General features: G+C 40.6%; 29 protein-coding genes and 4 tRNA genes. 22 read left to right on the forward strand and 11 right to left on the reverse strand.

Translation table 11 applies throughout. The features are described from left to right. Positions 1-14: 14 nt before the first annotated feature. The 3 genes from fbpC to A6B40_RS06980 form a co-directional block, all read right to left on the reverse strand. The gene (gene fbpC, locus A6B40_RS06970; protein WP_176671946.1) at positions 15-1,061 is read right to left on the reverse strand and encodes a ferric ABC transporter ATP-binding protein; all 1,047 of its coding nucleotides are present in this window, start codon (positions 1,059-1,061) and stop codon (positions 15-17) included. Positions 1,062-1,157: 96 nt separating this feature from the next. Further along, positions 1,158-3,194 (reverse strand): ABC transporter permease, encoded by a 2,037-nt coding sequence (locus tag A6B40_RS06975; RefSeq protein WP_112110357.1) that lies wholly within the window; start codon positions 3,192-3,194, stop codon positions 1,158-1,160. A gap of 50 nt (positions 3,195-3,244) precedes the next feature. After that, a complete protein-coding gene (locus tag A6B40_RS06980) occupies positions 3,245-4,279 on the reverse strand; it encodes an ABC transporter substrate-binding protein (protein ID WP_112110358.1) in 1,035 nt (344 codons plus the stop codon). Between the two features lie 221 nt (positions 4,280-4,500). On the opposite strand from A6B40_RS06980, the gene A6B40_RS06985 reads away from it, so the two are divergent. The 20 genes from A6B40_RS06985 (at position 4,501) to rplQ (ending at position 16,186) form a co-directional block, all read left to right on the forward strand. After that, positions 4,501-4,701, forward strand: coding sequence for a glycine zipper 2TM domain-containing protein (locus tag A6B40_RS06985; protein ID WP_025216410.1), 201 nt, complete (start codon positions 4,501-4,503; stop codon positions 4,699-4,701). A gap of 157 nt (positions 4,702-4,858) precedes the next feature. Beyond that, positions 4,859-5,620, forward strand: a complete 762-nt coding sequence (locus A6B40_RS06990) for a DeoR/GlpR family DNA-binding transcription regulator (protein ID WP_176671947.1) — start codon at positions 4,859-4,861, stop codon at positions 5,618-5,620. A 56-nt stretch (positions 5,621-5,676) separates the two neighbouring features. Beyond that, positions 5,677-7,512, forward strand: a complete 1,836-nt coding sequence (glmS, locus tag A6B40_RS06995; RefSeq protein ID WP_112110359.1) for a glutamine--fructose-6-phosphate transaminase (isomerizing) — start codon at positions 5,677-5,679, stop codon at positions 7,510-7,512. A 165-nt stretch (positions 7,513-7,677) separates the two neighbouring features. Continuing rightward, on the forward strand, positions 7,678-8,049 hold the full coding sequence (gene rplN / locus A6B40_RS07000; RefSeq protein WP_005711998.1) for a 50S ribosomal protein L14: 372 nt from the start codon (positions 7,678-7,680) through the stop codon (positions 8,047-8,049). A 10-nt stretch (positions 8,050-8,059) separates the two neighbouring features. After that, positions 8,060-8,371 carry a 50S ribosomal protein L24 gene (gene rplX, locus A6B40_RS07005; protein ID WP_025216413.1) on the forward strand — a complete coding sequence of 104 codons (312 nt, stop codon included), beginning with the start codon at positions 8,060-8,062 and terminating at the stop codon, positions 8,369-8,371. Positions 8,372-8,388: 17 nt separating this feature from the next. Beyond that, on the forward strand, positions 8,389-8,928 hold the full coding sequence (rplE, locus tag A6B40_RS07010) for a 50S ribosomal protein L5 (protein WP_025216414.1): 540 nt from the start codon (positions 8,389-8,391) through the stop codon (positions 8,926-8,928). 11 nt (positions 8,929-8,939) lie between these two features. Next, a complete protein-coding gene (rpsN, locus tag A6B40_RS07015) occupies positions 8,940-9,245 on the forward strand; it encodes a 30S ribosomal protein S14 (RefSeq protein WP_176671948.1) in 306 nt (101 codons plus the stop codon). A 36-nt stretch (positions 9,246-9,281) separates the two neighbouring features. Beyond that, a complete protein-coding gene (gene rpsH / locus A6B40_RS07020) occupies positions 9,282-9,674 on the forward strand; it encodes a 30S ribosomal protein S8 (RefSeq protein ID WP_025216416.1) in 393 nt (130 codons plus the stop codon). Positions 9,675-9,690: 16 nt separating this feature from the next. Next, positions 9,691-10,224 carry a 50S ribosomal protein L6 gene (rplF, locus tag A6B40_RS07025; protein ID WP_025216417.1) on the forward strand — a complete coding sequence of 178 codons (534 nt, stop codon included), beginning with the start codon at positions 9,691-9,693 and terminating at the stop codon, positions 10,222-10,224. Between the two features lie 14 nt (positions 10,225-10,238). Beyond that, positions 10,239-10,592 carry a 50S ribosomal protein L18 gene (gene rplR, locus A6B40_RS07030; protein ID WP_025216418.1) on the forward strand — a complete coding sequence of 118 codons (354 nt, stop codon included), beginning with the start codon at positions 10,239-10,241 and terminating at the stop codon, positions 10,590-10,592. Positions 10,593-10,606: 14 nt separating this feature from the next. Further along, positions 10,607-11,107, forward strand: a complete 501-nt coding sequence (rpsE, locus tag A6B40_RS07035) for a 30S ribosomal protein S5 (RefSeq protein ID WP_005705945.1) — start codon at positions 10,607-10,609, stop codon at positions 11,105-11,107. 6 nt (positions 11,108-11,113) lie between these two features. Beyond that, positions 11,114-11,290, forward strand: a complete 177-nt coding sequence (rpmD, locus tag A6B40_RS07040) for a 50S ribosomal protein L30 (protein ID WP_006250021.1) — start codon at positions 11,114-11,116, stop codon at positions 11,288-11,290. Positions 11,291-11,294: 4 nt separating this feature from the next. Further along, complete coding sequence (gene rplO, locus A6B40_RS07045) at positions 11,295-11,729, forward strand: 50S ribosomal protein L15 (RefSeq protein ID WP_025216419.1); 435 nt, start codon at positions 11,295-11,297, stop codon at positions 11,727-11,729. Positions 11,730-11,732: 3 nt separating this feature from the next. Then, positions 11,733-13,052 (forward strand): preprotein translocase subunit SecY, encoded by a 1,320-nt coding sequence (secY, locus tag A6B40_RS07050; RefSeq protein WP_025216420.1) that lies wholly within the window; start codon positions 11,733-11,735, stop codon positions 13,050-13,052. A 24-nt stretch (positions 13,053-13,076) separates the two neighbouring features. Further along, entirely contained in the window at positions 13,077-13,190 is a 114-nt protein-coding gene (rpmJ, locus tag A6B40_RS07055; protein ID WP_006250018.1) for a 50S ribosomal protein L36, read from the forward strand. 138 nt (positions 13,191-13,328) lie between these two features. Next, positions 13,329-13,685: a 30S ribosomal protein S13 gene (gene rpsM / locus A6B40_RS07060; RefSeq protein ID WP_005599322.1), complete on the forward strand. Its 357-nt coding sequence runs from the start codon at positions 13,329-13,331 to the stop codon at positions 13,683-13,685. A gap of 16 nt (positions 13,686-13,701) precedes the next feature. Further along, on the forward strand, positions 13,702-14,091 hold the full coding sequence (rpsK, locus tag A6B40_RS07065; protein WP_005705959.1) for a 30S ribosomal protein S11: 390 nt from the start codon (positions 13,702-13,704) through the stop codon (positions 14,089-14,091). Between the two features lie 28 nt (positions 14,092-14,119). Continuing rightward, positions 14,120-14,746 carry a 30S ribosomal protein S4 gene (gene rpsD / locus A6B40_RS07070; RefSeq protein ID WP_006250017.1) on the forward strand — a complete coding sequence of 209 codons (627 nt, stop codon included), beginning with the start codon at positions 14,120-14,122 and terminating at the stop codon, positions 14,744-14,746. Between the two features lie 30 nt (positions 14,747-14,776). After that, positions 14,777-15,766, forward strand: coding sequence for a DNA-directed RNA polymerase subunit alpha (locus A6B40_RS07075; RefSeq protein WP_176671949.1), 990 nt, complete (start codon positions 14,777-14,779; stop codon positions 15,764-15,766). Positions 15,767-15,799: 33 nt separating this feature from the next. Beyond that, on the forward strand, positions 15,800-16,186 hold the full coding sequence (gene rplQ / locus A6B40_RS07080; protein ID WP_025216422.1) for a 50S ribosomal protein L17: 387 nt from the start codon (positions 15,800-15,802) through the stop codon (positions 16,184-16,186). 185 nt (positions 16,187-16,371) lie between these two features. Here rplQ and ffh read toward each other — a convergent pair whose 3' ends face one another. From ffh to mutY, 8 genes are all read right to left on the reverse strand, one after another. Next, positions 16,372-17,766, reverse strand: coding sequence for a signal recognition particle protein (ffh, locus tag A6B40_RS07085; protein ID WP_176671950.1), 1,395 nt, complete (start codon positions 17,764-17,766; stop codon positions 16,372-16,374). A 347-nt stretch (positions 17,767-18,113) separates the two neighbouring features. Further along, a tRNA-Asn gene (locus A6B40_RS07090) sits at positions 18,114-18,189 on the reverse strand. Positions 18,190-18,194: 5 nt separating this feature from the next. After that, positions 18,195-18,270 (reverse strand) — tRNA-Phe (locus tag A6B40_RS07095). A 171-nt stretch (positions 18,271-18,441) separates the two neighbouring features. Then, positions 18,442-18,517 (reverse strand) — tRNA-Asn (locus A6B40_RS07100). 5 nt (positions 18,518-18,522) lie between these two features. Further along, positions 18,523-18,598 (reverse strand) — tRNA-Phe (locus tag A6B40_RS07105). 131 nt (positions 18,599-18,729) lie between these two features. Then, the gene (gene mltC / locus A6B40_RS07110) at positions 18,730-19,827 is read right to left on the reverse strand and encodes a membrane-bound lytic murein transglycosylase MltC (RefSeq protein WP_025343159.1); all 1,098 of its coding nucleotides are present in this window, start codon (positions 19,825-19,827) and stop codon (positions 18,730-18,732) included. A gap of 18 nt (positions 19,828-19,845) precedes the next feature. Further along, positions 19,846-20,115 (reverse strand): oxidative damage protection protein, encoded by a 270-nt coding sequence (locus A6B40_RS07115; protein ID WP_025216425.1) that lies wholly within the window; start codon positions 20,113-20,115, stop codon positions 19,846-19,848. A gap of 10 nt (positions 20,116-20,125) precedes the next feature. After that, positions 20,126-21,268 (reverse strand): A/G-specific adenine glycosylase, encoded by a 1,143-nt coding sequence (mutY, locus tag A6B40_RS07120; protein ID WP_176671951.1) that lies wholly within the window; start codon positions 21,266-21,268, stop codon positions 20,126-20,128. Between the two features lie 81 nt (positions 21,269-21,349). Here mutY and gloA2 point away from each other — a divergent pair, with 81 nt between their 5' ends. Both gloA2 and A6B40_RS07130 read left to right on the forward strand, forming a co-directional pair. Continuing rightward, the gene (gene gloA2, locus A6B40_RS07125; protein WP_025216427.1) at positions 21,350-21,742 is read left to right on the forward strand and encodes an SMU1112c/YaeR family gloxylase I-like metalloprotein; all 393 of its coding nucleotides are present in this window, start codon (positions 21,350-21,352) and stop codon (positions 21,740-21,742) included. A gap of 1 nt (position 21,743) precedes the next feature. Further along, positions 21,744-22,613, forward strand: a complete 870-nt coding sequence (locus tag A6B40_RS07130) for a DMT family transporter (RefSeq protein ID WP_025216428.1) — start codon at positions 21,744-21,746, stop codon at positions 22,611-22,613.

The following is a 22,613-nucleotide window of genomic DNA, read 5'->3' on the forward strand; positions in this document are numbered from 1 at the left end:
TGTATTTTTATTGGCTACTCATTATTAAGCAAAAAGATACCATTTTGGCTTAAGTGAATATAATATTCCTCTTGGTTTTCATTATATTGATCAGGGTTGAGGTTTACCATCAGCTCTTTGCCTTGCCACTCCACTGCAATTTCCCAATGAGCACCCATATAAACCGCGTGTTTGATTTGGCAACGTTGATTTTCTTCACCATCAGCCTGCAAGCGGATTGCTTCTGGGCGGATGCCAACCAAGCAGTCGCCGTTCGGTACATTGAAGCGAGCTGAATTAGCAAGAATAAAACTGAAATTGCCAATTTGGATTTGGTCATCCAATTTCTTCGCCGGCAGAATTGTCGATTCGCCCATAAAGTTGGCAAGGAATAGCGAGTTTGGCTGTAAATAGAGATTTTTTGCCGTATCTTGCTGTTTGATAATGCCTTTATCCATCACAATTACTTGGTCAGACACCGCAAAGGCTTCCGATTGGTCGTGAGTAACATAAAGTGAAGTAATATTCAGGCGTTGCTGTAATTCACGGATTTTTTCTCGCATTGAACGGCGAAGGTTAGCATCTAAGTTACTTAATGGTTCATCAAATAGCAGAACCTTTGGTTTAAGAATTAAGGCACGAGCTAGAGCGACCCGTTGCTGTTGTCCGCCTGAAATTTGATCGACAAATCGGTCTTCAAAGCCTGCTAAATCCACTAATTCTAATGCTTCTTTCACACGTTGTAGGCGTTCTTCCTTCGGCACCCCTTGCATTTTTAAGCCATAGCCGACATTATCGCCAATCGACATATGCGGAAAGAGTGCATAGGATTGGAATACAATACAGATATCACGGTTTTGGATTGAGCTTTGGGTAACATCTTCGCCATCAATAAAAATCTGCCCAGAAGTCGGGCTTTCTAAACCTGCGACTAACCGCAAAACGGTGGTTTTTCCACAGCCTGAAGGTCCAAGCAGGGTAATCATTTTGCCTTTTGGAATACTGAGGTTGAGATTATTGATAACAGTTGCTTTGCCGAAAGATTTAGTTACATTTTTTAATACTAAGAAATCGTTATTCATATTTTGTCCTTTTAATTATATCCCTCTCTCTGAAAAATACTTCTGAACGAAGTATTTTTCTGTCTCTCCCCCATAAAGGGGAGAGTAGATGTCTTTTTACATTTTCTTTGCCTTAGAGCGAGCAATACGTGTATCGCCGACGATCCAATCGAAAATTAGAATAATCGCCATCATCACGACAATCAAAATGGAGCCGTAAGCAATCGCAATACCGTATTCGCCATCCTCTACTCGGTTGAGAATATAAGAGGTTGCAACACGCGTATCAGCAGTAACTAAGAATACAATTGCACTCACGGTAGTCATTGCCCGCACGAAGCTAGTTACTAAAGCGGAAAGCAAGGCTGGCTTGAGGAGTGGTAACACCACAAACAACATTGTTTTAAATGAGCCGGCTTTTAGTGAAAGAGAGGCTTCATCTAACGATTTGTCCAATTGCCCTAAACCGGCAATGGCGGCACGCATACCCACAGGCATATTTCGCATTACCATTGAGAGGATAATAATCATACCTGTACCCGTTAAATAAATCGGTGAATCGTTGAAGGCGAGAATGTAAGACACCCCGGCTACCGTTCCCGGCACGGCAAAGCAAAGTAAAGTTAAAAATTCCAACGTTTTTTTGCCTTTGAAATCACGGCGAACCGTAACATAAGCAATCAACAAACCAAACAGAGCCGTAATTGGAGCGGCAGCAGCGGCAAAAATCACGGTTTGAATGAGTGATGGGAAACCGCCATCGCTAAAGCCTTGCCCGAACAGCTTGATGTAGTTATCAAGCGTTAAGGTGTAATCCACGCCCCAGTTCACAGTAAAACTGCCGTAGAAAATGCTGCCGTAAAGCACCAAGTTGAACGTTCCCCAGAACAACAATGTGCAAATAATGAGCCATTTCATACCGCTTGGTAAATCTTGCACATCGCCACGATAAGATTTTCCTGATACCGTTACATAAGAGCGATTGCCGATCCAGAGATATTGGATCACGAAAATCGCAAGCGAGAATACGAGCAAGATTGCCCCAAGTGTACTTGCTGAGGCATAATCAAGTTGCGAGCCGGCAATATAGAAGTAGATTTGAGTAGCGATCACATCAAAACTGCCACCTAAAACTAATGGGGTACTGAAATCGGCAAGGGATTGAATTGCCACCACTAAGAATGAGTTCGCCAGAGCAGGTTTGAGTAACGGGAAAATAATGTTAAAGAAGGCTTGATAGCGATTAGAACGCAAGGTGTAAGCGGCTTCTTCCACAGACGGATGAATGGATTTCAACGCTCCTTCCAAAATCATAAAAGACATTGGTGTAAGTGCGAGGGTGTGAGCAATCACAATCCCGGTATAACCATAGAGCCAGTTACTGGCAAAACCAAAGTGTTCCACTAAAAATTCGGTTACATAGCCCGAACGCCCAAGCATTAGCGTTACGCCTAAACCCACCACAAAGGGAGGGGTAACAATGGGTAAAATCGAGAAAATTCGCCCGATGAACGCAGAGCGTTTAGCAATACGAGTGGTATAAAGTGCAAAAGCCAAACCAAACAGGGTGGAAAGTACGCCCACCGTTCCCGCAACCGATAACGAGTTCCCCACCACTCGTGCCACATAAGGCTGTTGTAAAATGGTTAGCACTTGGCTTGGCACAAACTCGTCGCCGTTGTAGAACATTGAAACGAAAATCGCAATGGTTGGGTAAACAATAAAGAAGAAAATCAGCAAAATAATGCTAATCAATGAGCCGATAATAAAGCGATCGCCCTGCATTACTTTAAGAATGGCAAGATTATTGGTGGCTAGCCCTGTAATGGCAATAATCAGAGGCAATACCGCATAGCCTAAGCTGATTTTGAGTACAATTGCCGATAAGAAAATAAAAGCAAATAATAAACCTAAGCCGACTAATTCTAGCTTAGCTCTGCGTTTACAAGCGGTCGGATTTGGCAATAAAAATGCAAAAAGCGATAAGAACCATGCCCAAGTGATATTTAAATTTGACCAACCCATCGCATTAAAAAGCTCGTCTTTTGTTGAATCAAACAAGCCATAATCTAATGCTTTAGCGGGCAATAAGAGAAAACCGAGTAAACCGATAACCACCCATACAAGCGGTCGGGAAAAAGAAAAACTCTGCATAATACCTCACAGATAGAAAAGAGGGGGAAAGCCCCCTCTAAAAGATAGGATTATTTCGCTAATTTAACTTCATTAACCCATTTGTCAATCAAGCGTTTACGCTCTTCGCTTGAACCATATTTCTTAAAATTGTAGTCAATTAAGTTTAAATCTTTTGGATTAAGAGCATAAGGCGAGGCTTCTGCTGTCGTATTCGTTAAAACTTGGAACGCATTCCCTTTTTGCCAAGAGAGTTCTTGAGCTTCTTTAGAAAGCGACCAATCCACGAACAATTTCGCATTTTCAAGATTTCTCGCCCCTTTTAAGATACTCACACCACCAAGCTCATAGCCTGTACCATCAGTGGGAGCAGTCATCTCAATATTTGCTCCGTTTTTCTTCTCAATAGCATAGTCGTGTAAGAAGCCGATACCGATAGTAGTTTCGCCTCGAGCGGTGTTACGAGCCGGCGTAATGCCTGACTTGGTGTATTGTGAGATATTTTTGTGTAATTTACGGAAGTATTCAAAGGCTTTTTCTTCACCCCAAAGTTGCACGAAAGTCGCAATCGCCGTATAAGCAGTACCTGAGCTTTGCGGGTCTGCAATTTGAATTTCGCCTGCTAAGCGTGGGTCAAGTAACTCTTCCCAAGTGGTCGGCACTTTCTCGATACCGAGTTTTTTCAAGCGATCTAAGTTCACCCCGTAGCCTAAAATCCCCATATACACCGCAGAAGAATAGTTGCCTTTTAATTTTGCAGGATCACGGAATTTTTCGATAATTTGGGTAAGGTTTGGCGATTGATAAGGTTCTAACAAGCCCATTTCTGCCGCTTGTGAATGCGGATCAAGCGTACCGCCGTACCAAACATCCGCCTGAGGGTTATTTTTTTCCGCTTCAATTTTCGCTAATGTGCTGCCCGAACCATTACGCACAAACGAAACTTTTACATCATATTTCTTACCGAACGCTTGAATTTCTTGCTCGCAAAGCTCGTTAGTAGCACTACAATAAACCGTTAAACGACCTTCCGCCAATACTGATTGAGTAAATAATGAACCGAGCAATAAAGTAGATGCTGTCAAAGCCAATTTTTTTAATTTCATTGTGATTTCCTTAATAGTTAGGGAGAATATTAGGCGAAATATAGCAAAAAACAGGGCATAATTCTGTGAGCTGCTTCACAGTTCAGCTAAACAAGCGGTCGAATTTGCTTAAAATTTTGCAATTACAATCTTCTTATTGAACCTTTTCAAAAAGAAGAAATCTTATAGATTAGGTCAAGGAGATTGACCGATTTGAAACTGATTAATAATGAGGGATTAATATGAAATCTATTTTAAAAGTTGTTGGTGTAGCAGTTTTAGCGGTTGCAGTATCAGGCTGTAACAATATGACCAAATCGCAACGTAATACGGCGATTGGTGCAGCTGTTGGTGGCGTTGCAGGACACGCAATTGGTAATTCAACCGGTGCAACCTTAGGTGGCGCGGCACTTGGTGGTGTAATTGGTAGCCAAATTAAGTAATTACAAAAAATTGAATAAAAGGAACCGCTTGTAATCAAGATTGCAGGCGGTTTTGTTTTGTATAATTTGTGTAAATTATACATTTCTTGCTTTTCTTTATTATTTTCTTTCTTTATAATGCAGAAAGTTTTGAAACGAAATTTATTTTGAGGTTGTAATGTCAAAACGTAACACTCAACAACGCCGTCATTTAATTGTACAGATGGTGCAATCGCAACAGGAAGTGAGTGTAGATGAGCTCGCTACACTATTTGAAACCTCAGAGGTAACGATTCGTAAAGACTTAACCGCTTTAGAAGAAAGTGGTTTTTTATTGCGAAAATATGGCGGTGCAGTGAAAATCCCATCAGAAATGATGGAGGAAGAATTTATTGAGCAATTTTCGATTCAAAAGAAAATGATTGCTCAAGCCGCTCGAGATTGTATTCGAGATCATAACCGTATCATTATTGATAGCGGCAGTACGACTGGAGCGTTGGTTAAGGTATTAAACCAAACGGGTTTAGTGGTGATGACCAACTCGCTGAATTTAGCGGCTGAATTAACCTCTCTTGAGTGTGAACCAACCGTATTGATGACAGGTGGCACTTGGGATAGCCGTTCGGAGTCTTTTCAAGGAAAAGTGGCTGAGCAAGTGTTAAGATCTTATGATTTTGACCAGCTATTTATTGGTGCAGACGGTTTAGATTTGGCTCGTGGCACAACGACTTTCAATGAATTAGTTGGTTTAAGTCAAGTAATGGCGGAAGTGAGCCGAGAAGTGATAGTGTTGATTGAATCACAAAAAATTGGGCGAAAAATGCCAAATATTGAACTGGAGTGGGGAAAAATCACCAAAATTATTACCGATAATCAATTAAGTTTTGAAACGAAAGAACAAATTGAGAAAATGGGTGTCGAAGTCCTTATTGCAAAATAGCAGTAACAAAAGCGAAATAATCGAATTTTTAACTTAAAAAAATAGGAAGCAAATTTATGTGTGGAATTGTAGGTGCAGTAGCACAACGTGATGTGGCTGAAATCTTAGTTGATGGTTTACACCGCTTAGAATATCGTGGCTACGATTCAGCTGGTGTAGCTGTGTTAAATGCTGACGAGAAAAAAATGCAGATCGTTCGCCGTGTGGGTAAAGTGAAAGCGTTAGATGAAGCATTAGAAGTTAAACCATTAATTGGCGGTACAGGTATTGCACACACTCGTTGGGCAACACACGGTGAGCCGTCAGAAACCAACGCTCACCCACATCGTAGTGGCAAAATTGCGGTAGTGCATAACGGCATTATCGAAAACTACGAAGAGTTAAAAGTCGTTTTACAAGAGCGTGGCTACGTTTTCCAATCGCAAACCGATACTGAAGTTATTGCTCACTTAGTGGAATGGGAATTGCGTTCAGCTTCGTCATTATTAGAAGCTGTGCAAAAAACTGTGGTTCAACTGCGTGGTGCGTACGGTACGGTGGTGTTGAACGAAGAAGAACCGGAACATTTAATTGTGGCTCGTTCAGGTAGCCCATTAGTGATTGGTTACGGTGTGGGAGAAAACTTCTTAGCATCAGACCCTCTTGCTCTATTAAGCGTAACTCGCCGTTTTGCTTACTTAGAAGAAGGTGATGTAGCGGAAATTACTCGCCGTACGGTAGAAATCTATGATCGTCAAGGCAATAAAGTAGAGCGTGAAATCCACGAAGGTAACTTTGAAGCGGATGCGGCGGATAAAGGGCAATATCGCCACTATATGCAAAAAGAGATTTTCGAGCAGCCGGTTGCGATTATGAACACCTTAGATGGCCGTATCAAAGACGGTAAAGTGGATGTTTCAGCGATTTCTCCAAATGCGGCGGACATTTTATCTAAAGTAGAGCACGTTCAAATTGTGGCTTGTGGTACTTCTTACAACGCAGGTATGGTGGCTCGTTACTGGTTTGAATCACTTGCAGGCGTAAGCTGCGATGTGGAAATCGCTTCTGAGTTCCGCTACCGTAAATTCGTCACTCGCCCGAACAGCTTATTAATCACCCTTTCGCAATCAGGTGAAACGGCGGATACCTTAGCCGCCCTTCGTTTAGCGAAAGAATCTGGTTATATGGCGGCAATGACGGTATGTAACGTAGCAAGTTCATCTTTAGTGCGTGAATCTGATTTTGCGTTCTTAACCAAAGCGGGCGTGGAAATTGGCGTGGCTTCAACCAAAGCATTCACCACACAATTAACCTGCTTATTGTTATTAAACGTGGCGATTGGTCGTTTACAAAATCGTATGAGCGAAGAGCAAGAACATCACATCGTGCAATCGTTACAACGCTTGCCGGCACAAATTGAAAGTGCGTTAGTATTCGATAAACAGATCGAAAAATTATCAGAAGACTTTGCGGATAAACACCACACGCTATTCTTAGGTCGTGGTGAATACTACCCAATCGCAATGGAATCGGCGTTAAAATTAAAAGAGATTTCATACATTCACGCTGAAGCTTATGCCGCTGGTGAATTAAAACACGGCCCGTTAGCGTTAATTGATAGCGATATGCCGGTGGTAGTAGTAGCACCTGAAAATGATTTGTTAGAAAAAGTAAAATCTAACATTGAAGAAGTGCGTGCTCGTGGCGGTCAGTTATATGTGTTTGCTGATCACGATGCTGGTTTTGAAGAAGCTGAAGGCTTCAAAACGATTGTAATGCCGAAAGTGGACGAAGTGACCGCACCAATTTTCTACACCGTGCCATTACAACTGCTTTCATACCACATTGCGTTAATTAAAGGAACCGATGTTGACCAACCGAGAAACCTTGCGAAAGCGGTAACGGTTGAGTAATTTTATAGTGGAGAGCCTCAAGGTAACTTGGGGCTTTTTTATTAAATTAGCCTAAAATTTCACTTGATCAAGCGGCGCATTTTGTAGTATATTTTGCACCCTGTTTATATTGTGTAAACAGGTTCGTCCCGAAAGGGTGTTTTTTTATTTTAACGGAGCACTAATATGATCCAAGAACAGACTATGCTGGATGTTGCTGATAACTCAGGGGCTCGTAGCGTAATGTGTATCAAGGTTCTAGGTGGATCGCACCGTCGTTACGCTGCTATTGGCGATATCATTAAAGTTACTGTGAAAGAAGCAATTCCACGCGGTAAAGTTAAAAAAGGTGATGTGTTAAAAGCAGTTGTTGTGCGCACCAAGAAGGGTGTTCGTCGCCCAGATGGCGCAGTTATTCGTTTCGATGGCAATGCTTGTGTAATTTTAAACAATAACACTGAGCAACCAATCGGTACTCGTATTTTTGGACCTGTGACTCGTGAACTTCGTTCTGAGAAGTTTATGAAGATCATTTCTTTAGCTCCAGAAGTACTATAAGGAGAATGTAATGGCTGCAAAAATCCGTCAAAACGATGAAGTAATTGTTCTTACCGGTAAGGATAAGGGCAAACGTGGTAAGGTAACTAAAGTGTTACCAAACGGTAAAGTTTTTGTTGAAGGTGTAAACATCATCACTAAACATGAAAAACCAGTTCCTGCTTTAGGTAAAGCTGGTGGCTTAGTGAAAAAAGAAGCTGCAATCGATGCATCAAACGTTGCAATTTTCAACCCAACAACAAACAAAGCTGACCGTGTAGGTTTTAGAATTGAAGGCGACAAAAAAGTACGTTTCTTCAAATCTAATAATGAAATTATTTAATTAACTGGAGTAATGTGATGGCGAAACTGCATGATTACTACAGAGATACAGTAGTTAATGAATTAAAAGCGAAATTCAACTACTCATCTGTCATGCAAGTCCCACGAATCGAAAAGATTACCCTTAATATGGGTGTGGGTGAAGCATTGACCGACAAAAAACTGTTAGACAACGCAGTAGCGGATTTAGCAGCAATCAGCGGTCAAAAACCTTTAGTAACTAAAGCTCGCAAATCTGTTGCAGGCTTTAAAATCCGTCAAGGGTATCCAATCGGTTGCAAAGTAACCCTACGTGGTGAACGTATGTGGGAATTCTTTGAAAGATTGATTACTATCGCTGTTCCACGTATCCGTGACTTCCGTGGTTTAAACGCTAAGTCATTTGATGGTCGTGGTAATTACAGTATGGGTGTTCGTGAACAAATCATTTTCCCTGAAATCGACTACGATAAAGTAGATCGTGTACGTGGTTTAGATATTACTATTACCACAACAGCGAAAAGTGATGAAGAAGGTCAAGCGTTATTAGCGGCTTTCAATTTCCCATTCCGTAAATAAGGTAGGTTATCGTGGCAAAACAATCAATGATCGCACGTGATGTTAAACGTGCTAAATTAGCTGATAAATTCTACGCAAAACGTCAAGAGTTAAAAGCGATTATTTCAAATAAAAACTCTTCAGATGAAGAACGTTGGGATGCTGTGTTAAAGTTACAAACTTTACCACGTGATTCAAGCCCAATTCGTCAGCGTAATCGTTGCCGCCAAACTGGTCGTCCACACGGTGTACTTCGTAAGTTTGGTTTAAGCCGTATTAAAGTTCGTGAAGCTGCTATGCGTGGCGAAATTCCGGGCCTTAAGAAAGCAAGTTGGTAATAACCTCTTTTAATTTGGAATCATGGGAGTAAATACATGAGCATGCAAGATCCAATCGCAGATATGCTGACCCGTATTCGTAACGGTCAAGCTGCGAATAAAGTTGCAATCAGTATGCCTTCATCTAAGTTAAAAGTTGCTATTGCAAACGTTTTAGCTGAAGAAGGTTATATCGAAAGCGTTAAAGTTGTTGAGGGTGCAAAACCTGAACTGGAAATTACTTTAAAATATTTCCAAAACAAACCAGTTGTAGAAAGTATCCAACGTGTAAGCCGTCCTGGTCTTCGTATTTACAAACGTAAAGATGAATTACCAAAAGTAATGGGTGGTTTAGGTATCGCAGTTGTTTCTACATCTAAAGGTGTAATGACCGACCGTGCTGCGCGTCAAGCAGGCTTGGGCGGTGAAATTATCTGTTACGTAGCATAATAGAGAGGTAGGAAAAATGTCTCGTGTTGCAAAAGCACCTGTTAATATTCCTGCCGGTGTTGAGGTAAAACTTAACGGTCAGCTATTAACAGTTAAAGGTAAAAACGGCGAGTTATCTCGTGAAATTCATAATGCAGTTGAAGTAAAACAAGAAGCTGATGCATTAACTTTCGCTCCACGCGAAGGTATCGCAAATGCAGATGCTCAAGCAGGTACAGCTCGTGCACTAGTAAATAATATGGTGATCGGCGTTACTGAAGGCTTTACTAAGAAATTGCAGTTAGTGGGTGTTGGTTATAGAGCACAAATGAAAGGTAACTCAGTTGCTTTAAGTTTAGGCTTCTCACACCCTGTAGAACACGCGTTGCCAGCAGGCGTAACTGGTGAATGTCCATCACAAACAGAAATTATTCTGAAAAGTGCTGATAAACAGTTAATTGGTCAAGTGGCAGCAGATATTCGTGCATATCGCAAACCTGAGCCTTATAAAGGTAAAGGTGTACGTTACTCTGATGAAGTAGTACGTACTAAAGAAGCGAAGAAAAAGTAAAGTAAGGTAACACTATGGATAAGAAAGTAGCTCGTATCCGTCGTGCAAGCCGTGCACGTCATTTAATGAGAGAGCAAGGTGCAACACGTTTAGTTGTGCATCGCACACCTCGTCATATTTATGCGCAGGTGATTGCACCTAATGGCTCAGAAGTACTAGCAGCAGCTTCAACTGTTGAGAAAGTAATTAAAGAGCAAGTTAAATATACCGGCAATAAAGAAGCAGCTGCAGTAGTAGGTAAAATTGTTGCTGAGCGCGCTATTGCTAAGGGTATTCAAGCGGTTGCGTTTGATCGTTCAGGTTTCAAATACCACGGTCGTGTGCAATCATTAGCAGATGCTGCTCGTGAAGCTGGTCTACAGTTCTAATAGAGGAATTTGAGATGTCAAACATCGAAAAACAAGCTGGTGAACTGCAGGAAAAGCTAATCGCGGTTAACCGTGTTTCAAAAACCGTAAAAGGTGGTCGTATCATGAGTTTCACTGCTTTAACAGTAGTGGGCGATGGTAATGGTCGTGTTGGTTTTGGTTACGGTAAAGCACGTGAAGTTCCAGCAGCAATCCAAAAAGCGATGGAAAAAGCTCGTCGCAATATGATTAATGTAGCTTTAAATGAAGGTACATTACAACACCCAGTTAAAGGTTCTCATACTGGTTCACGTGTGTTTATGCAACCAGCTAGCGAAGGTACAGGTATCATCGCAGGTGGTGCGATGCGTGCAGTATTAGAAGTTGCAGGTGTTCGTAACGTTCTTTCTAAAGCGTATGGTTCAACCAACCCAATTAATGTTGTACGTGCAACAATTGATGCACTTGAAAACATGAAATCACCTGAAATGGTTGCTGCAAAACGTGGCAAAACAGTTGAAGAAATTTTGGGGTAATTGGATATGGCAAAAATTAAAGTAACTCAAACTCGTAGCTCTATCGCTCGTTTACCGAAACATAAAGCAACGTTAAAAGGCTTAGGTCTTCGTCATATTCGTCATACTGTAGAACTTGAAGATACGCCAGCAGTACGTGGTATGATCAATCAAGTATCTTATATGGTTAAAGTAGAGGAGTAATAGAATGCGTTTAAATTCTCTTTCTCCAGCTGAAGGTGCTAAGCACAGTGCTAAACGTTTAGGTCGTGGTATTGGTTCTGGTTTAGGTAAAACTGGTGGTCGTGGTCATAAAGGTCAAAAATCTCGTTCAGGCGGTCGTGTTCGTCGTGGTTTTGAGGGTGGTCAAATGCCTTTATACCGTCGTTTACCAAAATTTGGTTTTACGTCATTAAAATCATTCCATGTGGCTGAAATTCGTTTAAACGACTTAGCTAAAGTAGATGGTAACGAAGTAACTTTAGAAGCATTAAAAGCGGCTAACATTATTACTAAAGATATTTTATCTGTTAAAGTAATCTTATCAGGTGAAATTGATAAAGCAGTAGTAGTTAAAGGTTTGCGTGTAACTAAAGGAGCTAAAGCTGCTATCGAAGCTGCTGGCGGTTCTATCGAGGAATAATAGATGGCAAAGCAACCAGGGTACCAAGGTAGTACACAAAAAGGGACTGGCGAGCTTAAATCAAGATTATTATTTGTTTTAGGCGCGTTAATCGTTTTCCGTATCGGTTCTTTTATACCTGTTCCTGGCATTGATGCTTCTGTATTATCCGAATTAATTCGACAACAGCAAGGCACCATCATTGATATGTTTAATATGTTCTCTGGTGGTGCTTTAAGCCGTGCATCTATATTTGCATTAGGTATTATGCCTTATATTTCTGCGTCAATTATTATTCAATTATTGACAGCAATTCACCCACCTCTAGCTGAATTGAAAAAAGAAGGCGAGGCAGGGCGTAGAAAAATTAGTAAATATACACGTTACGGTACATTGTTACTAGCATTTATTCAATCTATTGGTATTTCATTAGCCCTTCCGAATATGGTACAAGGATTAGTTCCTAACCCAAGTATCTTATTCTATATAACTTCTGTAATTAGCTTAGTAACTGGAACAATGTTCCTAATGTGGCTAGGCGAACAAATAACTGAACGTGGTATCGGAAACGGTATTTCATTAATTATTTTTGCAGGTATTGTTGCGGATCTTCCAGCAACTATTGGGCAAACAATTGAGCAAGCTCGCCAAGGTGAGTTATCATTCATTGTATTACTATTAGTAGCAATAATTGCATTTGCAATTACATATTTTGTTGTTTTCGTTGAGCGAGGACAAAGAAGAATTGTTGTGAATTATGCAAGTCGCCAACAAGGTAGGATGATGGCACCTGCAAGATCTTCACATTTACCATTAAAAGTTAATATGGCAGGTGTAATACCAGCAATTTTTGCTTCAAGTATTATTTTATTTCCTGCAAGTATTACTCAATGGTTTGGACAAAGTGAAGGATTTGAATGGTTATTTAACCTTTCACAACTATTACAGCCAGGACAACCATTGTATATTGTATTATTTACAATGGCAGTGATTTTCTTCGCATTCTTCTATACAGGGATGCAGTATAATCCTCGTGATACAGCGGATAATCTTAAGAAATCAGGTGCGTTTGTACCAGGTTATCGACCAGGCGAACAAACATCTCGTTATATTGATAAAGTAATGACACGTTTAACCTTAATCGGTGCGTTATATATTGCTTTTGTTTGTTTGGTTCCTTATATCATTACATCATTATGGAAAGTTCCATTCCAATTAGGTGGAACCTCTTTATTAATCGTAGTGGTTGTTATTATGGATTTCATCGCACAGGTTCAGAGCCATTTAATGTCTCAACAATATGATTCTGTGTTGAAGAAAGCTAACTTAAAAGGCTTAAATTAATAAGCCCTTATTAAAGGATAAGCAATGAAAGTTCGTGCTTCAGTTAAAAGAATGTGCCGTAATTGTAAAGTAATCAAACGTGAAGGTGTGGTTCGTGTAATTTGTAGCGATCCTAAACACAAACAACGTCAAGGTTAATTTACGCATATTTCTTGCAAAGAACCCGCTGAGCAGTTATACTGCTCAGCTCATTCGTCCTGATATGCTGTTTGAGTATCCTGAAACGGGCTTTTCAAGATCAGCATATCATTAACATCAAAAAAATAGGAGTGCATAGTGGCCCGTATTGCAGGCATTAACATTCCTGATCAAAAACACACCGTAATCGCATTAACTGCAATTTACGGTATCGGTAAAACTCGTGCTAAAGCAATTTGTGCAGCAACGGGTATTGCTGAAGATGTAAAGATCAGAGAATTGTCTGAAGAGCAGATTGAAAAACTGCGTGAAGAAGTTGGTAAATTTACTGTCGAAGGTGATTTACGCCGTGAAGTAACCTTAAGCATCAAACGTCTTTTAGACCTTGGTTGCTACCGTGGTTTACGTCATCGTCGTAGTTTACCAGTACGTGGTCAACGTACTAAGACTAATGCGCGTACCCGTAAAGGTCCACGCAAACCGATCAAAAAATAGTCGGAGTAGATAAATAATGGCTAAAACACCAGTTCGCGCACGTAAGCGCGTTAAAAAACAGATTGCAGATGGCGTAGCTCATATCCACGCATCTTTCAATAACACAATCGTTACTATTACTGACCGTCAAGGTAATGCTCTTGCTTGGGCAACCGCAGGTGGTTCAGGTTTCCGTGGTTCTCGTAAATCAACTCCATTCGCTGCTCAAGTTGCTGCAGAGCGTTGTGCAGAAATGGTTAAAGAGTTTGGTTTAAAGAATTTGGAAGTTATGGTTAAAGGTCCGGGTCCAGGTCGTGAATCAACAATTCGTGCTTTAAATGCAGCAGGTTTCCGTATCACGAATATTACTGATGTGACTCCGATTCCACATAACGGTTGTCGTCCACCGAAAAAACGTCGTGTTTAATTGACGTTAAAAGAATTGGAGAAAGAAAATGGCAAGATATTTGGGTCCTAAGCTCAAGCTAAGCCGTCGTGAAGGTACTGATTTATTCTTGAAATCAGGCGTTCGTGCGATTGAATCAAAATGTAGAAATAGACTTGATGTAGCCCCTGGTCAACACGGTGCTCGCAAGCCACGTTTATCTGACTACGGTAGTCAATTACGTGAAAAACAAAAAGTTCGCCGTATCTATGGTATCTTAGAGCGTCAATTCCGTAACTATTATACAGAAGCAAACCGCTTAAAAGGTAATACTGGTGAGAACTTATTAGTATTATTAGAAGGTCGTTTAGATAACGTAGTTTATCGTATGGGTTTCGCTGCAACTCGTGCAGAAGCGCGTCAGCTTGTTAGCCACAAATCAATCGTAGTAAACGGTCGTGTAGTAAACATTCCTTCATTCCAAGTTTCTGTTGATGATGTGGTTGCTGTTCGTGAAAAATCGAAAAAACAAGCACGTATTAAAGCATCATTAGAATTAGCAACTCAACGTGAAAAACCAACTTGGTTAGAAGTTGATGCGACTAAAATGGAAGGCGTGTTTAAACGTCGTCCAGAGCGTTCTGATCTATCAGCAGATATTAATGAACATCTGATCGTTGAGCTTTACTCTAAATAATAGTTAGCTTAACCGCAAAGAGAGGAAAAAATGCAGGGTTCTGTGACAGAATTTTTAAAGCCGCACTTAGTGAACATTGAACAAATTAGTTCAACTCACGCTAAAGTGACATTAGAGCCGTTAGAACGTGGTTTTGGCCATACATTAGGCAATGCACTTCGTCGCATTTTACTTTCATCTATGCCGGGTTGTGCAGTTACTGACGTTGAAATTGATGGGGTATTACATGAATACAGCAGCAAGGAAGGCGTTCAGGAAGATATTCTTGAGGTATTATTAAACCTTAAAGGTCTAGCGGTAAAAGTGCAAAATAAAGATGATATTATTTTGACACTAAATAAATCTGGAATTGGCCCTGTAACTGCAGCTGACATCACACACGATGGCGATGTAGAAATCGTAAATCCAGATCACGTTATTTGTAACTTAACAGATAAGAACGCATCAATTAATATGCGTATTCGTGTTCAACGTGGTCGTGGTTATGTGCCTGCATCAGCACGTCTTCATACTCAAAGCGATGACCGTCCAATCGGTCGGTTATTAGTTGATGCACGTTTCTCACCAGTAGACCGCATTGCTTACAATGTCGAAGCTGCTCGTGTTGAACAACGTACAGACTTAGATAAACTTGTTATTGAGATGGAGACTAATGGTACATTAGATCCAGAAGAGGCTATCCGTCGTGCTGCAACGATTTTAGCAGAGCAACTTGCTGCATTCGTTGATTTGCGTGATGTTCGTCAACCTGAAGTGAAAGAAGAAAAACCGGAGTTTGATCCTATTCTTCTTCGCCCAGTAGATGACTTAGAGCTGACAGTTCGTTCTGCTAACTGTTTAAAAGCAGAGACAATTCACTATATCGGTGATTTAGTACAACGTACGGAAGTTGAACTTCTTAAAACGCCTAACTTGGGTAAGAAATCTCTTACAGAGATCAAAGACGTTCTTGCTTCACGTGGTTTATCACTCGGTATGCGCCTTGAAAACTGGCCTCCTGCAAGCATTGCAGAAGACTAGTTTCGGTATAGATTTTCTAAGAAGGAATAGGTTATGCGCCATCGTAAGAGTGGACGTCAATTAAACCGTAACAGTAGTCATCGCCAAGCGATGTTCCGTAATATGGCAAGTTCTCTTGTTGAACATGAAATTATCAAGACAACTTTACCAAAAGCGAAAGAGTTACGTCGTGTAGTTGAGCCGTTAATTACTTTAGCTAAAGCAGACAGCGTTGCAAACCGCCGTTTAGCTTTTGCACGTACACGCAACGTTGATACAGTTGCTAAATTATTCAATGAATTAGGTCCACGTTTTGCAAATCGTGCTGGTGGTTACACTCGCATCTTAAAATGTGGTTTCCGTGCAGGTGATAATGCTCCAATGGCATACATTGAGTTAGTAGATCGCCCAGAAGTTGCAACAGAAGCAGCAGCGGAATAATCTAAATCAAGATTGAATCTAAAACCCCGATAGAGTAATATCGGGGTTTTGTTTTGCAAAAAACTCCTTAGTTCTGACCGCTTGTGACTGTATTTTAGGGATGGTAGGTAAAAGGAAAGGTTAAATTCTTATTGCTAAGTCTTTAACCTTTTTACTTCTTTGATTAGTGGAGTTTGTGCTAGGAATTAGCGTTTTCCAAACATTCCGATCGAGCCACCTAGACCACTAAGCCCGCTGCCGCCCATCATTCCTTTCATTCCACGCATCATTTTAGCCATACCGCCTTTACGCATTTTTTTCATCATGCGCTGCATATCATCAAACTGTTTGAGCAGTTTATTTACATCCTGCACCTGTGTGCCGGAGCCTAATGCAATGCGACGGCGACGCGAACCTTTTATAATCTCAGGATTTGCACGTTCTTTTAATGTCATAGAGTTAATGATAGCTTCCATTTTAATGAACATCTTATCATCAACTTGGTTTTTAACGTGATCAGGGAGATTTTTCGCACCCGGTAGTTTATCGAGCATAGACATCATACCCCCCATTTTTTTCATCTCAATAAGCTGATCACGGAAATCTTCAAGGGTAAAATCATCGCCCTTCTTGAATTTTGCTGCGATTTTCTCCGCTTTTTCCTGATCGACTGAACGCTGAATATCTTCAATTAAAGACATCATATCGCCCATACCTAGAATACGAGAAGCCACCCGATCAGGGTGGAAAGGTTCTAAAGCATCGGTTTTTTCGCCTACCCCTAAGAATTTAATCGGTTTGCCAGTAATCTGGCGAATAGAAAGTGCCGCACCACCACGAGCATCACCATCGACTTTGGTTAAGATTACCCCGGTTAATGGCAAGGCTTCATTAAAGGCTTTAGCTGTGTTAGCAGCATCTTGACCTGTCATCGCATCAACAGTAAAGAGCGTTTCAACAGGGTTTAATGTAGCGTGGATTTGTTGGATTTCCTCCATCATTTCGCCATCAACATGTAAGCGACCTGCGGTATCGACAATCAGCACATCAAAGAAATTAAGTTTAGCGTGTTTAAGTGCTGCTTCTGCAATCGCTACTGGTTTTTGGCTAGTTTCGGTTGGAAAGAAATCAACTTTTAATGTTTCAGCTAATGTTTGAAGCTGTTTAATCGCTGCAGGGCGATAAATATCGGCTGAAACCACCAATACTTTCTTTTTATGACGTTCTTTTAAGAATTTTGCTAATTTTCCTACAGAGGTAGTTTTACCCGCACCTTGTAAGCCTGCCATCAAGATAACAGCGGGCGGTTGAGCTGCCAAGTTAAGCTCCTCATTTGCCTCGCCCATAGCTGCTTCTAATTCGTTCTGAACGATTTTTAAGAATTCTTGTCCTGGGGTTAAACTTTTATTAACTTCAATTCCTAAGGCGCGCTCTTTTACTTTGTTGATAAATTCCCGAACAACAGGTAAAGCAACATCAGCCTCGAGTAATGCCATACGTACTTCACGCAGCGTATCTTTAATATTGTCTTCAGTTAGGCGGCCCTTACCTGTAATGTTGCGCAGTGTTTTGGAAAGTCTATCGGATAGGTTTTCAAACATATTGTTTTCTCAATTTACAAATTTTTTAGAAGAAATAACCGCTTGTAAGCAGTAAATTGAGGACATTATACAAAAAAATGAAAATAGATTATAGCGATAAAAAAACGACATAGCGTGAGGCTATGTCGTTAAGTTGACGATATTCGAGGAATCATTATTACTTGTTGTTATATGTGATAATAATACTCCGAATTATGTATAAAAGTGAAGTAATATTTTCAATTTTATCTCAGAAATGAGAAGTAAATCACATAATTTTTTATAATTTTATGCACAGCATTTAAAACTATTAAAAATAAAATATAAAAAAAGAAAAAGCCCTGATATCTTATCAGGGCTTTATAATATGGCTCCTCCTGCGGGACTCGAACCTGCGACATATGGATTAACAGTCCACCGTTCTACCGACTGAACTAAGGAGGAATAGATGGTGCCTCGAGGCGGAATCGAACCACCGACACGGGGATTTTCAATCCCCTGCTCTACCGACTGAGCTATCGAGGCAACTCGTCATTTGCGGAGTGCATTATGCTGATTTTTTAGGGCTTCGTCAAATATAATTATCAGAAATTTAACCTTTTTGATCGCGTAATACTAAAAATTGAACAATCTTATTCAATAGTGTATTTATACAAAGTGAAAACCCTGATAATTTCTTATCAGGGCTTCATAATATGGCTCCTCCTGCGGGACTCGAACCTGCGACATATGGATTAACAGTCCACCGTTCTACCGACTGAACTAAGGAGGAATAGATGGTGCCTCGAGGCGGAATCGAACCACCGACACGGGGATTTTCAATCCCCTGCTCTACCGACTGAGCTATCGAGGCAACGTCGTTGCGTGGTGCATTATGCTGATTTCAGTCCTCAACGTCAAACACTTTTTGCAGAATTTAAAAAAATGCTTGTTTAAATGTGCTTTTTTTATACTTTTCGGCTAAAAAACAGCATAATTCACGGATTATCGAATATTTCGATATTTCTCTCTCGCCGTCGTTACTTTTCTTAAATAATTTCTTGCTTGAGAAGATGGGTGAGCGGTGGTTAAAATTCGGTAAACCGCATCAGGCGAGAGATCGTTAATTCTATCAATCGCAGAGTATCGGTCTGAATCAAACACGCGCAATACTGCACCGGCACCACTGTTATAGGCAGAAATCATTGCATAGCGTTTTGCAACAGGGTCAGCAATACCATCTAAGTATTCATCACGCAAAATAGTTAAGTAGAGCGTGCCGGCATCAATATTATTTGATGGGTTATAGAGATATTCACGGCTTGGTTGCCCACCCATTCCTTTACGAACAAAAATATCTCGTCCAGCAGTACGAGGCACAACCTGCATTAAGCCGATCGCATTAGCATAACTTACTGCATAAGGGTTAAATGCCGATTCTACTTCCATAATCCCTAAAATCAAGCTAGGCTCAATGGCATATTGTCTCGCCATTTTACGCACAAGCGGTAAGTATTGTCTTGCACGCACTTCAACGTGCCCTTCTACCATTTTAATCGCCACATACATTGCATTTCGACCATTTTTTAAGCGACGAGTTTGTGTTTTATTTTGAATAAGGTAAGTGGCAAAATCATTGGCAAGAGCAACATTAGTAATATCACGACCGAATTGATCTTTTACCTGCCCTTTTAAAAACGGATTTGTACTAATTGGCACATCGCCTGATGCAAACAAATCAATCCCTCTAGGATCTCGACCCATTAATAAAGTATGAACAATAGAGTTACGGAGATGATTTTGATCGCCTAAGGTCTCAATAGTAATCACCCCTTCTTCAAAGGAAATGTGGCTACGGGTGTAGAACTTATCGGTATATTTTACGTAGTCTTTCTTACTCGCAACTAGCAGCTCGCTACTTCCCCAAATATCATCGATATTATTAGAGAATTGTCCCGTTAAGATATCCATTGCATTGGTATCTTTTGAATAATCTACACGGGTAGATTTCGGCTTTTTACTGCTAGAAGATTTATTGCTTCCACAGGCAATAAGAAAGGGAATAATTGCCAACATTGGCAAATATTTTGCATATTTTTTCATTTTGAGTTTAACCTTGAATTATTCGATTGGCTTGTAGCCTTCAATAATGATTTCTTTACCTTCAAACAAGAAATTAACCATCTCTTCTTCAAGTAATTTGCGATGTTCCGGGTTCATCATACTGAGTTTTTTCTCATTGACGATCATTGTTTGTTTTTTGATCCACTCAGACCACGCTTGTTTGCTGATAGAATCAAAAATACGTTTGCCGAGTTCACCCGGATACAGTTGAAAGTCTAAACCTTCGGCATCTTGTTTTAAGTATTCGCAAAATACGGTACGAGCCATAATCTAATCCTTAATTATCATTTGTTACGCTAAACGCCAGTTCATCTAAAATATGTTTAACTGGCGTGGCTAAACCTATTTCATTATGTTGGCTGAAATCATACCAATAATCAGCCTCTGAAGATACAGTAGAAAGGTAATTTCCTGCGTTTTCTTCCGCTGCAAGCGGTAAGATTTTATCTTTTTTTTGCACATTTAGATCTACCAGAATGGGGGTGATATCCAAATGAAAATGGCTGAATGTGTGTCTAAATGTTGTTAATTGTTGCGAAATCTGCAAATTTTCCACTAAATGTGACCGCTTGAGCTCCTCTAAACTGCTAAATTGTGGAAAGGCAAATAATCCACCCCAAATGCCTTTTGCCTCCCGTTTTTGTAATAACACTTTTGAGTCATTTCTCAGAATTAAAAAATAGGCTTGGCGTTCAGGGAGCGTTTTCTTTGGCTTCTTAGCGGGGAATTTATCCCACGCTTGCATTGCATTTGTTTGACAATGTTCTTGTAACGGGCAGAGCAGGCATCTCGGCTTGGTGCGAGAGCAAATCATCGCTCCTAAATCCATCATCGCTTGATTAAAATCAGCCACTCGTTCGGTTGGCGTAACACTTTCGCTTAACTGCCAAAGTTGGTTTTCCACCGTTTTTTCGCCAGCCCAACCTTCCACAGCAAAATAACGGCTTAACACACGCTTGACGTTACCGTCTAAAATCGGGTGCGGAGCATCTAACACCGAAGACAAAATCGCCCCCGCTGTACTTCTCCCAACCCCAGGCAATGCCAGTACATCATCAAATGTTGTGGGAAACTCGCCACCAAATTCATCTCGAATTTGTTGTGCTGCTTTATGGAGGTTCCTTGCCCTTGCGTAATAGCCTAAGCCCGTCCATAAATGTAAGACTTCATCAATCGAGCTATTAGCTAAGTCAGTAACGGTTGGAAATCGTTCCGTAAAACGTGCAAAATAAGGAATAACAGTGGCAACTTGAGTTTGTTGCAACATTACCTCAGACAACCAAACCTTGTATAAGGTTTTATTCTGCTGCCAAGGCAAATGCTTACGCCCGTATTGCTCAAACCACGCTAATACAGATTTTGCAAATGGGTCAGATACTTTTGCCGTCGCTAACGGATATTGTGAAGAATTGCTATTCATTAAACATCTTGAAATCGAAAAAAGAAATCATCATACTGCAAGCGGTTGTTTTTACCAAAAATTTTACATATTGAGGAAAAAATGAAATCTCCCATTCTAGGCTTTCATCACGTTGCTCTGATTGTATCAGACTACGAAAAATCCAAATATTTCTACACCCAAATTTTAGGAGCGGAAATTATCGAAGAAACCTACCGAACCGCACGAGATAGTTACAAATTAGACTTACGTTTTCAAGACGGCTCGCAGATTGAATTATTTAGCTTTCCTGTTACGCCGCCTCGCTTTACTTCCCCAGAAACCTGTGGGCTACGCCATTTGGCGTTCAAAGTGGAAAACATTGAGCAAGCCATTGCTTTTTTAGAGCAACACAATTTACCGCACGAAGGCATTCGAGTTGATGAGCTTACCGGCAAGCGTTTTACTTTTTTCCGAGATCCTGATGATCTACCGCTAGAATTTTACGAGATCTAAAATGTTATATTTACTGACTGCCACGCTGATTTGGGCAAGCTCATTTATTGTGGGTAAAGTAGCGATTGCTGAATTTGACCCTGTACAAATTATGCAAATTCGGCTTACGCTGGCTGCATTTATCGCTTTGCCATTTTTTATGCGAGCCTATCGAAAAATTCAGAAAAATCAGCAAATTAAAGTTTGGCTGATTGCCTTTCTCACCTTTCCGCTCTGTGTGATCTTACAATTTTCAGGCTTGAAATTAACCTCTGCAGCGAGTGCGGTAGCATTACTTGGGCTAAATCCACTCTTAACGGTGTTAGTTGGCTATTTCTGCTTTAACAAACAGGCAACGAGGCTGGATTTTATCTTAAGTTTGTTCGCCTGTGTCGGCATTCTGATTATGGCAGCAGGGAGTGATGATAACGGTTCAATTAATGTGCTGGGATTATTGCTCGTCACTTTAGGCAGTTTGAGCTTTATTATTGGAATGTACCTTAGCAAAGGCATTTTACAATCCGTTAAAGTAACAGATTTGACCAACATCACATTAGTGCAAGGGGCAATTACTGCTTTACCCATCACATTATTATTCGCTGAAGATTGGCAACTGCCAACTAGCCTTTCAGCGTGGGCGAGTGTGGCTTATCTAGGCATTATTTGCAGCAGTTTAGCAATGCTGCTATGGAACAAAGGTATCAGCCAATCTTCGCCAATTCTCGCTGGTATTTTGTTAGCCCTTGAGCCTGTGTTTGGGCTATTAATGGCGTTAGTCTTTTTATCTGAACAATTAAGTCTTATCACTTGGGTTGGCATTATTATCGTGATTTGCACCGCATTACTTTCTGTTTTTCTGCCGATGATGAAAAGATACAAGCGGTCGTTTTAA

Origin of the sequence: Mannheimia varigena (genome assembly GCF_013377235.1) — a bacterium.
GTDB lineage: Bacteria > Pseudomonadota > Gammaproteobacteria > Enterobacterales > Pasteurellaceae > Mannheimia > Mannheimia varigena.

Bases quoted from the DNA above. Each gene is read 5' to 3' on its own strand.
- A6B40_RS06980 (WP_112110358.1), bottom strand. From the start codon at position 4,279: ATGAAATTAAAAAAATTGGCTTTGACAGCATCTACTTTATTGCTCGGT.
- A6B40_RS07115 (WP_025216425.1), bottom strand. From the start codon at position 20,115: ATGGCTCGTACCGTATTTTGCGAATACTTAAAACAAGATGCCGAAGGT.
- rpsH (WP_025216416.1), top strand. From the start codon at position 9,282: ATGAGCATGCAAGATCCAATCGCAGATATGCTGACCCGTATTCGTAAC.
- A6B40_RS07075 (WP_176671949.1), top strand. From the start codon at position 14,777: ATGCAGGGTTCTGTGACAGAATTTTTAAAGCCGCACTTAGTGAACATT.
- A6B40_RS06975 (WP_112110357.1), bottom strand. From the start codon at position 3,194: ATGCAGAGTTTTTCTTTTTCCCGACCGCTTGTATGGGTGGTTATCGGT.
- A6B40_RS06990 (WP_176671947.1), top strand. From the start codon at position 4,859: ATGTCAAAACGTAACACTCAACAACGCCGTCATTTAATTGTACAGATG.
- rplQ (WP_025216422.1), top strand. From the start codon at position 15,800: ATGCGCCATCGTAAGAGTGGACGTCAATTAAACCGTAACAGTAGTCAT.
- rpmD (WP_006250021.1), top strand. From the start codon at position 11,114: ATGGCAAAAATTAAAGTAACTCAAACTCGTAGCTCTATCGCTCGTTTA.
- rpsD (WP_006250017.1), top strand. From the start codon at position 14,120: ATGGCAAGATATTTGGGTCCTAAGCTCAAGCTAAGCCGTCGTGAAGGT.
- gloA2 (WP_025216427.1), top strand. From the start codon at position 21,350: ATGAAATCTCCCATTCTAGGCTTTCATCACGTTGCTCTGATTGTATCA.
- rpsE (WP_005705945.1), top strand. From the start codon at position 10,607: ATGTCAAACATCGAAAAACAAGCTGGTGAACTGCAGGAAAAGCTAATC.
- A6B40_RS06985 (WP_025216410.1), top strand. From the start codon at position 4,501: ATGAAATCTATTTTAAAAGTTGTTGGTGTAGCAGTTTTAGCGGTTGCA.
- A6B40_RS07130 (WP_025216428.1), top strand. From the start codon at position 21,744: ATGTTATATTTACTGACTGCCACGCTGATTTGGGCAAGCTCATTTATT.
- rplO (WP_025216419.1), top strand. From the start codon at position 11,295: ATGCGTTTAAATTCTCTTTCTCCAGCTGAAGGTGCTAAGCACAGTGCT.
- rpmJ (WP_006250018.1), top strand. From the start codon at position 13,077: ATGAAAGTTCGTGCTTCAGTTAAAAGAATGTGCCGTAATTGTAAAGTA.
- fbpC (WP_176671946.1), bottom strand. From the start codon at position 1,061: ATGAATAACGATTTCTTAGTATTAAAAAATGTAACTAAATCTTTCGGC.
- rplN (WP_005711998.1), top strand. From the start codon at position 7,678: ATGATCCAAGAACAGACTATGCTGGATGTTGCTGATAACTCAGGGGCT.
- mltC (WP_025343159.1), bottom strand. From the start codon at position 19,827: ATGAAAAAATATGCAAAATATTTGCCAATGTTGGCAATTATTCCCTTT.
- rplF (WP_025216417.1), top strand. From the start codon at position 9,691: ATGTCTCGTGTTGCAAAAGCACCTGTTAATATTCCTGCCGGTGTTGAG.
- rplE (WP_025216414.1), top strand. From the start codon at position 8,389: ATGGCGAAACTGCATGATTACTACAGAGATACAGTAGTTAATGAATTA.
- mutY (WP_176671951.1), bottom strand. From the start codon at position 21,268: ATGAATAGCAATTCTTCACAATATCCGTTAGCGACGGCAAAAGTATCT.
- rplX (WP_025216413.1), top strand. From the start codon at position 8,060: ATGGCTGCAAAAATCCGTCAAAACGATGAAGTAATTGTTCTTACCGGT.
- ffh (WP_176671950.1), bottom strand. From the start codon at position 17,766: ATGTTTGAAAACCTATCCGATAGACTTTCCAAAACACTGCGCAACATT.
- rpsK (WP_005705959.1), top strand. From the start codon at position 13,702: ATGGCTAAAACACCAGTTCGCGCACGTAAGCGCGTTAAAAAACAGATT.
- secY (WP_025216420.1), top strand. From the start codon at position 11,733: ATGGCAAAGCAACCAGGGTACCAAGGTAGTACACAAAAAGGGACTGGC.
- rplR (WP_025216418.1), top strand. From the start codon at position 10,239: ATGGATAAGAAAGTAGCTCGTATCCGTCGTGCAAGCCGTGCACGTCAT.
- glmS (WP_112110359.1), top strand. From the start codon at position 5,677: ATGTGTGGAATTGTAGGTGCAGTAGCACAACGTGATGTGGCTGAAATC.